This window comes from Streptomyces sp. RKAG293 (assembly GCF_023701745.1).
Classification (GTDB): Bacteria; Actinomycetota; Actinomycetes; order Streptomycetales; family Streptomycetaceae; genus Actinacidiphila.
On the sequence record NZ_JAJOZB010000001.1, the window covers coordinates 3,138,808 to 3,152,202 of the forward strand.

Consider the following 13,395-nt stretch of genomic DNA (forward strand, 5'->3'; position numbering starts at 1 on the left):
CGGCGGCGCGGAAGAAACCGGCCGGCAGGCCGGCCGCCGGAGCCCGGCCGAGCCCTGGCGGCAACGTCCCCTGACAGCACGGCCGTACGTCCTAGCAGCAGCCCGCGTCGTCCGGAGCCAGGCCGATCGGGAGCCGCTCGCCCCCGAAGACCGCGGTGGTCGCCTCGTCCCCCCCGAGCGCGGCCACCGCGAGCAGCAGTGCGCCGGCCGTCCAGGAGGTACGTTCCTCCGGCCAGACGGCGTCGTCGTCGTAGACGTAGCCCGTCCAGTACATCCCGTCGTCCCCGGTGCGCAGGTGCTGGATGTCGGCGAGGATCTCCACCGCGCGATCGGACTCGCCCATCGCCCACAGGGCGAGGGCGAGTTCCGCGCTCTCCCCGCCGGTGACCCAGGGCCGGTCCGAGACGCAGCGGACCCCGAGGCCGGGCACCACGAAGGTCTCCCACAGCGCCTCGATGCGCTGCTTGGCGGCGGGGCCGCGCAGCGCGGTGCCGAGCACCGGGTAGTACCAGTCCATGGAGAAGCGCCCCTTGTCGAGGAAGCGCTCGGGGTGGTGCAGCACCGCGTGGCCGAGCAGGCCGGTCGCCAGTTCCCAGTCGGGCTGCGGCTCCTCGCGGTAGTCCGCGACGGCCAGCGCGCAGCGCAGCGCCTGGTAGATCGAGGACGAGCCGGTGAGCAGCGCCTCCTCGGGGAAGCTGCCGTCGTCGTCGCGCTTCCAGGCGATCTGGCCGCCGGGCAGCTGGAGCGCGAGCACGAACTCCACGGCGGCGTTGAGGGTCGGCCAGAGGCGTTCCAGGAAGGCGTCGTCGCCCGTGGACAGGTAGTGGTGCCAGATGCCCACGGCCACGTAGGCGACGAAGTTGGTCTCGCGGGTCCGGTCGAGGGGCTCCCCGGGCGCGACGGCCGCGTCCGCACCGGGCACGTCGCCTGCGTACGAGTAGGACGCGTACCAGGAGCCGTCGGTGTTCTGCCGGTCGGCGAGCCAGCGGTACGCGGCCTCGGCGCGGCCGTGTTCGCCCGCCGCGTCCAGGGCCATGGCCGCCTCGACGTGGTCCCACGGGTCGAGGTGCCCGCCGGTGAACCACGGTATGGCGCCGTCGGCCCGCTGGATCGCGGCGATGCCGGCCACGGTCAGCTCGGCCTGCTCGGCGGTCAGGACTCCGGGCAGGACGAGGTGTTCGGTGCGTCCGGGACTCGTCACGCGTCCACCCGCGCATCCAGCACGGGGGTGTGCGGCTTGGTGGCGTAGGCCACGAAGCTCTTGCCGATCAGCGGGTTGAGCGCCTGCTCGGCGACCTTGGTGGCCAGCGGCTTCTTCATGATGTCCCAGACCAGGAGCTTGTGGTAGAGCTTCACCGGCAGGGCCTTGTCGTTGTCGACGCCGACGGCGCACTTGATCCACCAGTACGGGGAGTGCAGTCCGTGCGCGTGGTGGGTGCCGTAGGGCTGGAGGCCGGCCTCGCGCATCTTGCCGAGCAGTTCGTCGCCCCGGTAGATGCGGATGTGGCCGCCCTCGACCTCGTGGTAGGCGTCGGAGAGCGCCCAGCAGATCTTCTCCGGGCCGAAGCGCGGCACGGTGATCGCTATCCGGCCGCCGGGCCGCAGCACCCGCACCATCTCGGCGAGTACGCCCTTGTCGTCCGGGATGTGCTCCATGACCTCGGAGATGATCACGACGTCGAAGCTGTCGTCGGGGAACGGCAGCTGGAGCGCGTCACCCTCCATCGCGACGGCGGACGCGCCGGCCGGGGCCTCGCCCTCCGCCTTCATCGCCGCGAACCATTTGGCGACCTCGCGGATCTCGTCGCCGTTGCGGTCCAGGGCGACGACATTGGCGCCGCGCCGGTAGCACTCGAAGGCGTGCCTTCCGGCGCCGCAGCCCAGGTCGAGGACCCGGTCGCCAGGGGCGAGCGGGAAACGGGAGAAGTCGACGGTCAGCACGGAGCCTCTGCTTTCGTCCGGTGGGTCGGGGCGGGGGCGGCGGACTGGGCGGCGATCGCCGCTCGGTAGTGCTCGGCCGTGCCGATGGCGGCCTGTTCCCAGGTGAAGCGGCTGAGGACGCGCTGCCGGCCGGCCACACCGAGGCGGCGCCGCAGGTCCGCGTCCCCGAGCAGCCGGCCCAGGGCGGTGGCGAGCGCGCCGGCGTCACCGGGCGGTACGGCGAGACAGGTCTCGCCGTCGGTCCCGGCGACCTCGGGGATCGCGCCGCCGGTGGTGGCGACCAGCGGGGTGCCGGTGGCCATCGCCTCGGCGGCGGGCAGTGAGAAGCCTTCGTAGAGCGAGGGGACGCAGGCGACCTCGGCACCGCGGATGAGGTCGACGAGTTCGGCGTCGGTGATGCCCTTGACGAAGTCGATGGCGCCTTCGAGGCCGAACCGGGTGATGGCGGCGGCGACCGGTCCGTCCTCGGCGCGCTTGCCGACGACGACGAGATGCGCGTCGGGTCGCTCCGCACGGAGCTTGGCGAGCGCTTCGACGAGGTGGACCAGGCCCTTCAGCGGCACATCGGCGCTGGAGGTGGTGACGATCCGGCCGGGGATCTCGGGCACCGAGGCGTCCGGCGAGAAGAGCCGGGAGTCGGCGCCGATGTGGACGACGTGGACGCGGTCCCACCGCACCCCGAGGTCCTCCACGATCTCGGCGCGGGAGGAGCCGGAGACGGTCAGCACGGACGGCAGCCGGCGCGCGACGCGCTTCTGCATCTGCGTGAAGCCGTACCAGCGGCGCACCGACAGCCGGCGCTTCCAGCTGGGCGCCGCGGCCAGGTCCAGCCGCCGGTCGACGGTGATCGGGTGGTGGATCGTGGTGACCAGCGGGGTGCCCAGGCCGAGCAGCCCGTAGCCGAGCGTCTGGTTGTCGTGGATCACGTCGAACTCACCGCGCCGGGCCGCCAGGTGGCGCCGGGCGCGCAGCGAGAACGTCAGCGGCTCCGGGAAGCCACCGGTCCACATCGTGCCGGCCTCGACCGCGTCGATCCAGTCGCGGTACTCGCGCAGCCCGGGATTGCGGAACGGGTCCGGCTGCCGGTACAGGTCCAGGCTGGGCAGCTCGGTGAGGGTCACCCCGGCACCGACGGCGTCGAGCACCGGATAGGGCTGGGCACCGATCACCTCGACGGTGTGGCCGAGCCGGGCGAGCTCACGGGAGAGATGGCGTACGTAGACGCCCTGGCCCCCGCAGAAGGGGTTCCCCTTGTAGGTGAGCAGCGCGATCCGTAGTGGCATGGCCTCAACGGTCACTCCCGGCCCCCTTCTCACTCACTTCCGCCGGAGCGTAACCGGTCGCGCTAATCTAGAACAAGTTTCAGACTCGAACGTTCAGAACCGAATCTACCGGCAGCGGCACGGCCCCGAATGAGACGGACCAGGTGATTCGCACCACGACATCTGTCCTGCCATCATGCAACGCAGTGCCACGGTGACCGCGGATTACGGATGGAATGTCACGGAATGGGACATATGACAACAGAACCCAAGCCGCCGACTCCGTCGTCGCCCCTGCTGACCGAACGTCAGGAGGCGCGCCGCCGTCGCATCCTGCACGCCAGCGCGCAGCTCGCCTGCCGCGGCGGTTTCGACGCGGTGCAGATGCGTGAGGTCGCCGAGAACTCGGGCGTCGCGCTCGGCACGCTCTACCGCTACTTCCCGTCCAAGATCCATCTGCTGGTCGCCACCATGCAGGACCAGCTCGGCCAGATGCACGAGACGCTGCGCAAGCGTCCGCCGGACACCGCCGAGCCGGCCGACCGGGTCGCCGAGACGCTGATGCGCGCCTTCCGTGCGATGCAGCGCGAACCGCATCTGGCCGACGCGATGGTGCGCGCCCTGACGTTCGCCGACCGTTCCGTGAGCCCCGAGGTCGACACGGTCTCCCGCCTCACCACCGCGATCATCCTGGACGCGATGGGCCTGGACGGCCCGCCCACCGCCGACCAGCTCTCCGCGGTCCGGGTGATCGAGCACACCTGGCACTCGGCCCTGGTGACCTGGCTCTCCGGCCGGGCCTCCATCGCCCAGGTGAAGATAGACATCGAAACTGTGTGCCGCCTGATCGACCTGACGGCGCCGGAGCCGCGCGGCTGAGAAGGCGCCTCCGGGGCAGCACGCCCGGGACCTGGCGATACCGGCCGGGGGGATGTGCCGGAGGCACCCCCGGGTGGCCCCTGTCGCACGCACATTCCCGGCGTGCGGGGGGCACATGGGCGCACGGAATGCGCCTCCGTGCATCTCCTTGGCCGGATTGCGGGGCCATCCCTGACGACATCGCGGGTACGAATGGGGTTGCTCGCACGGTCCGGTCCACGGGGTTCTCGAAGGGGCAAATGTGATCCGGGTTTTACTAGTACATGACACATGGCTCATGCGATCCGCGCTCGCGGCGCTGCTGGGCAGGGAACATGACATCGAAGTGGTGGCCACACCATGGCGCAACGCACCAAGACGCGCCCGGTCGTTACGGCCTCAAGTGTGCGTGGTCGACGTGGAGTGTCCCGGCGCCGAACACGGCAACGTGGCCCAGCTGACGGAGTTACAGGACTACGCGGTCGGCCAGGAATGCGCGCTGCTCGTGCTGGCCACCGCGAGCCGCCCGGGGCTGCTGCGCCGCGCTTCGCAGGCGCGTGCGCTGGGGTTCGTCAACAAGGACGCACCGCCGGAGGAACTGGTCCGCGGGATCAGGAGAGTCGCTACGGGGGAACGTTTCGTCGACAATTCGCTCGCTTTTGATTTCCTCCAGGCCGCCGACATTCCGCTGACGCCCCGTGAGTTGAGCGTGCTGTCACTCGCCGCCGAAGGTGCGTCCATCGGTGAGATCGCCCGCGTCCTGCACCTGTGCAACGGCACCGTGCGCAACTACATGGCCGCGATCACCCGCAAGACGGGCGCCAGGAACCGGGTCGACGCCATACGAATATCCCGGGTGGCCGGCTGGCTCTGACCAGTTCCCCACCAGGTCCCGGTAGAGCGCGGACCGCTCCAGCAGCTCCTCGTGGCCGCCGCACACCGTATGCGTGCCGTCCATGACCAGCACCCGGTCCGCGCGCCGCGCCGAGCTGATGCGGTGCGCGATCACGATCAGCGCTCCGCCGCCGGGGCGGAGTGCGAAGGCCCGTTCCGCGCGGGCCTCCGCCGCCGGGTCGAGATGGCAGGTCGCCTCGTCCAGCAGCACCAGCGGCGCGGGCGACAGATAGGCACGAGTGAGCGCCAGCAGCTGCCGCTCCCCCTGGGACAACGTGCCCGGCTCCGCGATGCCGTCCAACCCGCCCATCCGGTCCAGCAGTTCCGCCATCCCGACGGCCCCGGCCGCCGCCCGCAGCCGGCTGTCGGAGACCGGCTCGGGCCCGGGGCACAGGTAGGACAGGTTGTCGCGGACGCTGCCGGCGAAGACGTACGCCTCCTGCGGGATCAGCACCCGCATCCCCGGCAGTTCGGTGGCCGGCCGCTCCCGCAGCGGCCGCCCACCGAGTTCCACCACGCCCGCACCCGGGTGCAGCAGGCCTCCGATGAGCCCCGCGAGGGTCGACTTGCCGATCCCGCTCGGCCCGACGACCGCCAGATGACAGCCGCGCGGCACCACGAGGTCCAGCTCCCGGACCACCGGCTCGGCCAGTTCCCCGTAGGCGAAGGTGACACCGCGCAACTCCACGGCGGGGGCGGCGGGTACATCCCTGAGGGCGGGCCCGTACGGCGCATCACCGGCGGGCGCTGCGTCCGCGGGGTCCGGTGCGGCGGCCTGCGGTACCAGACGGCCGAGGACGACGACGAAGCGCGAGCCGGCCGTGCCCAGCCCCTGCGTCAGGCTCTGCAGTGCCGGCAGCAGCGACTGGGTGAGGTAGGCGAGGGCGCCGACCAGCGCGCCCGCGGTCACCCCTCTCCCCAGCAGCCACGGCGCCGAGGCGAGCAGCAGCACGACGGGGAGCCGGCCGCCGACGCCCAGGGCCAGCGCGCGCAGCACTCCCCAGCGGGCGAGGACCCGTGACGCGCGGAATTCGGTGTCGATCCGCCGCGCGGCCTCCGCCGTCATCCGCTCCTCCGCGCCGCAGGCGGCGATGTCGCGGAGCCCGGCGGCCATCGCGCCCAGGCTCTCGGCCACGTCCTCATTCGCGGTGAGGAAGGCCGCCTGGCGGCGGTTCATCGGCCGCAGCGTCAGACAGAAGAGCCCGAGCCCCACGAACAGCGGCGGCACGACGACGAGCAGCAGGACGGGAGCCAGCGAGAGCAGTCCGATGAGGGCGCCCGCGACGGTGAACAGGAACGACCGCGACACCATGACGAGACCGGCGAACGTGTCGCGGGCGATCTCGACCTGCTGGGTCAGCCGGGAGACGACCGCGGTGTCCGCGCCGTGCGGGTCGCGTACGGCGTCGTCCAGGCCGCGGGCCACCACCCGCCGCACCAGGCCGTCACGCAGCGGCTCCACCAGGGCCGCGACCGCGCGGTAGACCCGACCGGTCCCGAACGCGCCCGCCGCCACGGCCAGCGCGGCCAGCCCCAGCCAGCCGAGACCCACCCCGGCGCGCCCGGCGAGGAACCCGTCGTCCAGGGCCCGCGCCAGCGCGAATCCGGTCAGGAACGTCTCGACGGCCTCCAGCACCGACCACCCGAGGAGCGCGCCGACCACCCGCGGCCGCCGCCGCAGGAAGCGGATCCCCTCGGCCCGCAGGCCGGAGCCGGCCCGGCCGCCGCGCCGCGTCACCACGATCCCGCCTCCTCCACTGTCCCTTCCCGATCGCGCTCAGCATCAGGATCGGGATCGGAATCAGGATCGGGATCGGTCGGGGCGTGGAAGACCGCCCGGTACTCCGGCAGCCGCCAGAGGTGGTCGTGCGGGGCGATGGCGCGGATGCGGCCGTCGTCGAGCCAGGCGACGAGATCGGCGCGGGCGGCGGTGGAGGCGCGGTGCGCGACGATCAGCCGGGAGCGGTCGGGGGTGGGGCTCAGCAGGGCGGCCGTGACCCGGAACTCGGTGACCGTGTCGAGGCTGGACGTCGCGTCGTCGAGGATCAGCAGCCGGCCCGGGTGCGCGAAGGCGCGGGCGAGGCCCAGCCGCTGCGACTCGCCGCCGGACAGGAACGCGTCACCGCAGGCAGTGGCGTAACCCTCGGGCAGGAGCCGGATGAAGCTGTCGGCGCAGGCGGTGCGGGCGGCCTCGGTGACCGCGGCCCCGGCGGGCTCGGGGATGCCGAAGGCGATGGTGCCGCCGATGGTGCCGCCCAGCAGCGCTGGGCGCTCGAAGGCGTAGCCGACGGCGCCGCGCAGTTCGTCGTGGGAGAGCCCGTCGAGCGGAACGCCGTCGAGCTCCACGGTTCCCCGGTCCGGGTCGGCGAGCCGTCCGGCGATCGCGGCCAGCACGGACTTGCCCGTGCCGGACCGCCCGACGAGGGCCACGGACGTACCGCCGGGCAGCGTCAGATCGAGGTCGTCCAGGACGGCCCGGCCGCCCCGTACCGCGGTGATGCCGCGCAGTTCGAGTCGTCCCGTGCCGCCGGCCGGTAGGTGTCCGGTCCCGTACGCGGTGGCCGGTTCGGCGAGCAGCTCGGCGAGCCGCCGGGCGGCGGTGCGGCTGCGGACCAGGCCGTTGATCTGGCCCACGGCCATGCCGAGCGCGGTGGCGAGCACGGCGTACCGCGAGGCCGCCAGCAGCTCGCCGACGCTCAGGTGCCCCTGGGAGACCCGGAGCCCGCCGACCGCGAGGACGGCGATCTGCAGCAGCGGGACGATGATGGCGGCCTGGGCGTTGGAGCGGCCCTGGATCTGCCACATGCGCAGCCCCTGGCGGCGCAGTTCGGGCAGCGGCTCCAGGACCCGGGCGATCTCGCGTTCGGTGGTCGCGGCGGCGGCGATGGTGCGGGCGCCGCCGAGCGCTTCGACGAGCCGGCCCGCGATCTCGCCCTGGGCGGTCTGGTAGCGCGCGACGCTGTCGGTGGCGCGGCGGACGAAGGCCCGCAGGGTCAGGGCGAGGACCGGCAGGCCGGCGAGGAACGCGACGGCGAGCCAGGGGTCGATGAGGGCGAGCGCGACGAGGCCGCCGACCGGGGTGATCACGGTGGCGAGCAGCGTGGCGAGCGCGGCCGGGGCGGTCCCGGCGTGCGCGGCGTTGCCGATCAGCCGGGCGACCAGGTCGCCGGGCGGGAAGCGGGAGGTGGCGCGCGGCCCGGTGGCCAGTACGTGGCGCAGCAGCCGACCGCGTACCCAGGCGGTGCCGCGGGCGTTGGTGACGCCGGTGATCAGCCCGTCGACCGCGTCGAGGAGGACGAGTACGCAGGTGAGGGCGGTGCACAGCAGGATCCAGTGGGTGGCCTGCGGGCCGCTGTCGCGGGTGAGCAGCAGGTCCAGGGTCCGGCCGAGGGCGGCCGGGAGGGCCAGCCCGATGAACGCGGAGGCGGTGGTGCACAGACAGAGCGCGGCGCTGCGGCCCGCGCTGTGCCGGACCGCCGCGCGCAGCAGCCGGTCGGCCTCGGCCGCGGTGGAGGTCCCGGTGGTCCCGCTGGTCCCGCTGGTCTCCGTACCGGTGGAGGTCGCCATGTGGTGGAGGTCCTCACCTCGTTCGCGGTGACGGACACGGTCCCGGGCGGCGTGCTGCCGCCCGGGACCGCGTCCGTGCTCAACTACCTACTGGTGTCACAGGCAGAGAAGAACACTGCCGTGGCTGTTGGTGTCGCAGAGGAGGAGGCTCGCGGTGCTGAGGTCGCCGCCACCGCCGCCGCCACCGCCGCCGTGGCCCTGCGGGATTTCCAGGCTCTGAAGGTCGAGAAGTGCCATGGTGTAGTCCTTTCGATCATGGGGACGGGGTTGATGTTGTTTCAGCCCCGGTGAAGGGGCTGCTCTGGGGCCGCGTGAGCGGCGGGAGGAACGGGAGGGCCGCGGGCTGTTCGCCCAGTGCCGCGCCGAGCGCGAGCAGGCAGCCGGCCGTTCCGGTGTTGAGGTCCATGGAGAGCCGCATCATCTGGTCGCCGGGGAAGGCGAGATGGCCCTGATAGGGCATCGCGTACCAGGAGAGTGCGGCGATCTGGGCGGCCAGGTGGCCGGGAGCCGCGTCCGGGGCCGTCGTGCGGCCGAGGTGCAGGATCATGCCGGCCCGTCCGTTGAACAGTCCGGGCTGCGCGTAGTAGCGCGATCTCGCGGCGGGCAGGATCCCGGCCCGCGCCCGTTCGAACTCGTCGTCGGGGCGGTGCGCGAGATAGTCGTCGAGGACCATGCCGATGCCGACGCTGCCCGCTCCGAGATAGGGCATGGTCCGGAAGCCCTCGTTGACGAGCCAGGTGCCCTCCCGGTCCTGGCCGCACTTGGCGAGGTCCTGGCGCAGCGCGGTCGCGGCGAGGTCGAGCAGCTCGGGCGCGCCGGTCCGCTCGTACAGGCGCAGGAAGAGCAGGGCGGATCCGGTGGCGCCGCGCAGCAGCCCGGTGTGGGTGCCGGGCTCGCCGGCCAGCCGGTCGGCGAGCAACTGGGCGGCCTCCACGGCCCGGTCCCGCAGTCCGCTCTCGCCGGTGGTCCTGGACAGGTGCTCAAGGGCCAGGCCCACGCCGGCGAGACCGCCGTACAGGTCGGGCACCAGGCGCTGCCAGTTCTCGCCCAGTACGCGCTCGGTCAGATCGAGCGCGCGCGGGGTGTGGCCGAGCCGGTCGAGGACGAACGCGGTGCCGAGCAGCCCGTCGTAGAGGCCGAGCAGGGTGCCGGGCGGCGGCGGGTCGGTATGGCGCAGTAACCATTCCTCACCGGCTTCGTACCGCTCGGCGCCGGTCTCGGCGAGGGCGTACAGGACACCGGCGGCGCCGTGCGCCAGCCCGATCCCGCCGCCGTCGGAGAACTGGGCGACGTCGCCGGGGAACAGCCGGTCGTCGCGTTCCGGGGTCGCCGAGGCGAGGATCGCGGCGACCATCGAGTCGCGGCTGCGCGGCCAGTCGGCCGGCTCCACGGGTACGTAGGGGGTCCGACCGCGGGTGGTGGGACTGGTTCCGGTGATCGTCTCGACGGCCTCGTCGAGGAACTCCCTGGGCACCGGGAACTGTTCGGCGATCACGTCGGCCAGGTGTACGGCCTTGTCGCGGTCCACCACCAGCAGCGTCGTCATCGGCAGGAACAGCGCCAGCCGCAGACAGGCGAGCGCGTACCGGTCCACCTCGAAGCCCCTGCGGTCCGCCGGGGCGATGAAGCCGGGGTGGGCCAGGGCCTGGCGGGTGTGCTCGTCAATGTGCGCGGCGGCCTCGAAGTCCAGCAGCGAGACCGACCGTTCGTCGGGCCCGACCATGATGTTGAACATGTGCAGGTCGTTGAAGACCACACCGCGGCTGTGCACGGCGGCGACGGCCTCCTCGACCGCGGCGTGGATGCCGAGCGCCCAGTCGGTGTAGTCGGCGACCGCCGAAGGGTCGGGATCGACGGAGATCAGCGGATGGCGCTGGGCGAAGAACGAGTTGAGGGTGCGGCCCTCCAGGAAGTCCATCACCAGGAAGCGGTGGTCGCCCAGGACGAACCAGTCGCGGACCTCGGGGGCGATGCCCAGCCCCGACAGCCGTTCCAGAGCGGTCTTCTCGCGCTCCAGCCGGGCGACGGCGTCGGCCCCGTCCGCGGCCAGCCCGGCGTACGGCCTGGCCTCCTTGAGGACGACCTTCTCGCCGGTCCGCACGTCCTGGCCGGTGTAGACACCGCCGCCGTTGGAGAAGTGCAGAGCACTCTCGATGCGGTACGGGAGGTCGTTGGTGGTCGTGGCGTTGCGGGCGTCCAGGTGCGGCTGGAGGAACGCGGGGAGCGTCACCCACGGCGGGACGTGGAAGGCCGGCTCCCGGCGGTCCGGTACGAGCACGCCGTCGGCGTCCTCGACGGCGGAGACCAGCACACCCGAGGCGTCCACGCAGTACCGCTGGGCGAATCCGCCGTAGCGGACGTAGAGCGGTCCCTGGTTCCAGCGCAGGTCGCTGAGGATGTACGGGCCGGCCTCGCCGCCGAGCAGGTCCTCCAGTTCCCGGAGGATCGTGTGCAACTGCTCGTCGTCAGACGGGTAGATGGTGATGCACTTGCCGCTGGAGGCGCGCCCCGCGTACTTGGAGTTGCGCAGGTGCAGGGCGTAGGGACCGGGTACGAACTTGAACGGTATGCCGCGCGGGACGCAGTGGTCCCAAACCTTCGCGATGGTCTTCTCGGCGTTTTCCAGACACGCGGAGACATGGATCTTCCACCCCTGCGGGGGCGATCCGGGTCTGGGAACGCCGGTGCCGTCCACCGGCGTGAAGTGCAGCCAGTCACCGGAGCGTCCGGTGCGCCAGCCCTCGGGAACCGGGCGCTGGGCCGGCTCGTAGAGCGACGCACCGGATCCCTTGTCGGAACCGGAGCCCGTGGACAAGCGGTCCGGGGTCTCGTAGAAATACCTGTCGACTAGGCAAAAGACCTCGTACCGCTTGTCCATGACTCTCCCCCTCCGGCCTCGAGGTGCTGAGATTTTCACGTGGCCGAAACGGGGAACAGTCGCGTCCGTAACGAAATACCCGTGCAGAACGCATATGTGCGTAATGCACGGGTGCGCAGCCACAGGTCAGGACGTGTCCTGACCTGCGGCTGGACAGCTGTTCCGCACCAGGTCGTTACTCCTCGGGCGGGAAGACCGGCTCACCGGTGGCGAGCAGGGTGAGCGTGATCGCCTCCACCGGGCACCCTTCGGCCGCCGCCAGCACCTGTTCCGAGGCGTCGGCCTCGGCGGCGGCGGGGTGGGACTGCCGGGCGCCGTCGAGGGTGAAGCCGTCCGGGGCCGCGTTGACGCACATGCCGGAGCCGATGCAGACCGTGCGGTCCACCTCGATGTGCCAGCGGTCGCCCATCAGCCCGCCGCCCCCGCCGTACCGGCCGGCGCCTGGTATCCGGCCGGCAGGTGGATCATCTTGTGCTCCAGGTACTCGCCGAAGCCCTCGGGGCCGAACTCCCGGCCCACGCCCGAGTTCTTGTAGCCGCCGAACGGGCCGAGCATGTCGAGGCTGAAGGTGTTCACCGAGTACGTGCCGGTGCGCACCTGGCGGGCGATGTCGATGCCGTGCTCGACGTCGGCGGTCCACACGCTGCCGGACAGCCCGAACTCGGAGTCGTTGGCGATCCGCAGCGCCTCGGCCTCGTCGTCGTACGGGAGCAGGCAGATGACCGGGCCGAAGATCTCCTCGCGGGCGATCCGCATGGAGTTGCTGACATCGCCGAAGAGCGTCGGTTCGACGTACCAGCCGGTGTCCAGTCCGGCCGGCCGGCCGCCGCCGGTCAGCACCTTCGCGCCCTCCTCCTGACCGATCTTGATGTAGTCGAACGAGCGCTGCTGCTGGCGCTGGGCGACCAGCGGGCCGACCTCGGTGGCCGGGTCGAGCGGATCGCCGACGACCAGCGCGGAGGCGGCCGCGGCGAAGCGCTCGGCGATCTCGTCGTAGCGGGAGCGCGGCGCCAGGATCCGGGTCTGGGCCACGCACGCCTGGCCGTTGTTCATCCAGGCGGCCGAGGTGATGCCGGGGACGGCGGTGTCCAGGTCCACGTCCGGGAGGATGACGGCGGCGGACTTGCCGCCCAGTTCCAGGGTGACGCGGGTGAGGTTGCGGGACGCGACCTCCATCACCCGCCGGCCGGCCCCGACCGAGCCGGTGAACGACACCTTGTCGACGCCGGGGTGGCCGACCAGGTACTCGCTGACCTCCCGGTCGGCCGCCACGACCGACAGCACGCCGTCGGGCAGCCCGGCCTCCTTGGTGATCTCGGCCAGCACGTACGCGTCGAGCGGGGTCTCCGGCGACGGCTTCAGTACGACGGTGCAGCCGGTGAGCAGCGCGGGCCCGAGCTTGGCGGCGGCGGTGAACTGCGGGACGTTCCACGGCACCACGGCCGCGACGACCCCGACGGGCTCCCGGCGGACCAGGATCGGGCCGAGGACGCCGGTGCGGTGCTCCTCGTAGGGGAAGTCGCGGGCGACGGTGATCGCCGCGTCCCACACCATCATCGCGCCGAGCGACTGGGCGAGGATGCTCCACGAGTAGGGGGAGCCGTTCTCCGAGCTGATGAGACGGCCTATCTCGTCGTACCGGACGGCGATCGCGTCCTTGATGCGGGTGACGACGGCGATCCGCTCGTCGAGGGTCATCCGCGGCCACGGACCCTCGTCGAACGCCTTGCGGGCCGTGGCGACCGCGCGGTCCACGTCGGCGCGGGAGGCGTGCGGCACCCGCCCGATGACCTGCTCGGTGTGCGGGGAGATGACCTCGATGGTCTCGCTGCCGAGCGGGTCCACCAACTCCCCGCCGATGAACAGCTGTCCGTGTTCGATGAGGTCGGTCATTACTGGTGCCTCCTGCGGGTCGGCCCATACCTGACGCTGTTTCAGAACTGATACCAGTTCTAGTTATAGTGGGCAATGACTTCGTCGGCGAGAGGGGACCAG

The 13,395-nt window shown here is 72.0% G+C and carries 10 protein-coding genes and 1 pseudogene; 2 read left to right on the forward strand and 9 right to left on the reverse strand.

What is annotated here, in order from left to right:
• Positions 1-91: 91 nt before the first annotated feature.
• The 3 genes from LNW72_RS13945 to LNW72_RS13955 are packed head-to-tail and all read right to left on the reverse strand — an operon-like array spanning position 92 to position 3,224.
• Positions 92-1,201 (reverse strand): prenyltransferase, encoded by a 1,110-nt coding sequence (locus tag LNW72_RS13945; protein WP_250975706.1) that lies wholly within the window; start codon positions 1,199-1,201, stop codon positions 92-94.
• Positions 1,198-1,941 (reverse strand): class I SAM-dependent methyltransferase, encoded by a 744-nt coding sequence (locus tag LNW72_RS13950; protein WP_138357680.1) that lies wholly within the window; start codon positions 1,939-1,941, stop codon positions 1,198-1,200. Before LNW72_RS13950 ends, LNW72_RS13945 begins: the two co-directional genes overlap by 4 nt.
• A complete protein-coding gene (locus tag LNW72_RS13955) occupies positions 1,935-3,224 on the reverse strand; it encodes a glycosyltransferase family 4 protein (protein WP_250975707.1) in 1,290 nt (429 codons plus the stop codon). Before LNW72_RS13955 ends, LNW72_RS13950 begins: the two co-directional genes overlap by 7 nt.
• 234 nt (positions 3,225-3,458) lie before the next feature.
• On the opposite strand from LNW72_RS13955, the gene LNW72_RS13960 reads away from it, so the two are divergent.
• Entirely contained in the window at positions 3,459-4,082 is a 624-nt protein-coding gene (locus LNW72_RS13960; RefSeq protein ID WP_250975708.1) for a TetR family transcriptional regulator, read from the forward strand.
• A gap of 277 nt (positions 4,083-4,359) precedes the next feature.
• The gene (locus tag LNW72_RS13965; RefSeq protein ID WP_164296714.1) at positions 4,360-4,935 is read left to right on the forward strand and encodes a DNA-binding response regulator; all 576 of its coding nucleotides are present in this window, start codon (positions 4,360-4,362) and stop codon (positions 4,933-4,935) included.
• A 270-nt stretch (positions 4,936-5,205) separates the two neighbouring features.
• Here LNW72_RS13965 and LNW72_RS41645 read toward each other — a convergent pair.
• From LNW72_RS41645 to LNW72_RS13995, 6 genes and pseudogenes are all read right to left on the reverse strand, one after another.
• Positions 5,206-6,267, reverse strand: a pseudogene (locus LNW72_RS41645) (ATP-binding cassette domain-containing protein); the annotation flags it as partial.
• 422 nt (positions 6,268-6,689) lie between these two features.
• A complete protein-coding gene (locus LNW72_RS13975) occupies positions 6,690-8,522 on the reverse strand; it encodes an ABC transporter ATP-binding protein (protein WP_250975710.1) in 1,833 nt (610 codons plus the stop codon).
• A 96-nt stretch (positions 8,523-8,618) separates the two neighbouring features.
• Positions 8,619-8,759 (reverse strand): SapB/AmfS family lanthipeptide, encoded by a 141-nt coding sequence (locus LNW72_RS13980; protein WP_250975711.1) that lies wholly within the window; start codon positions 8,757-8,759, stop codon positions 8,619-8,621.
• Positions 8,760-8,775: 16 nt separating this feature from the next.
• Complete coding sequence (gene lanKC / locus LNW72_RS13985) at positions 8,776-11,400, reverse strand: class III lanthionine synthetase LanKC (protein WP_250975712.1); 2,625 nt, start codon at positions 11,398-11,400, stop codon at positions 8,776-8,778.
• Positions 11,401-11,575: 175 nt separating this feature from the next.
• Complete coding sequence (locus tag LNW72_RS13990; protein ID WP_250975713.1) at positions 11,576-11,809, reverse strand: ferredoxin; 234 nt, start codon at positions 11,807-11,809, stop codon at positions 11,576-11,578.
• The gene (locus LNW72_RS13995; RefSeq protein ID WP_250975714.1) at positions 11,809-13,293 is read right to left on the reverse strand and encodes an aldehyde dehydrogenase; all 1,485 of its coding nucleotides are present in this window, start codon (positions 13,291-13,293) and stop codon (positions 11,809-11,811) included. Before LNW72_RS13995 ends, LNW72_RS13990 begins: the two co-directional genes overlap by 1 nt.
• Between the last annotated feature and the right edge of the window lie 102 nt (positions 13,294-13,395).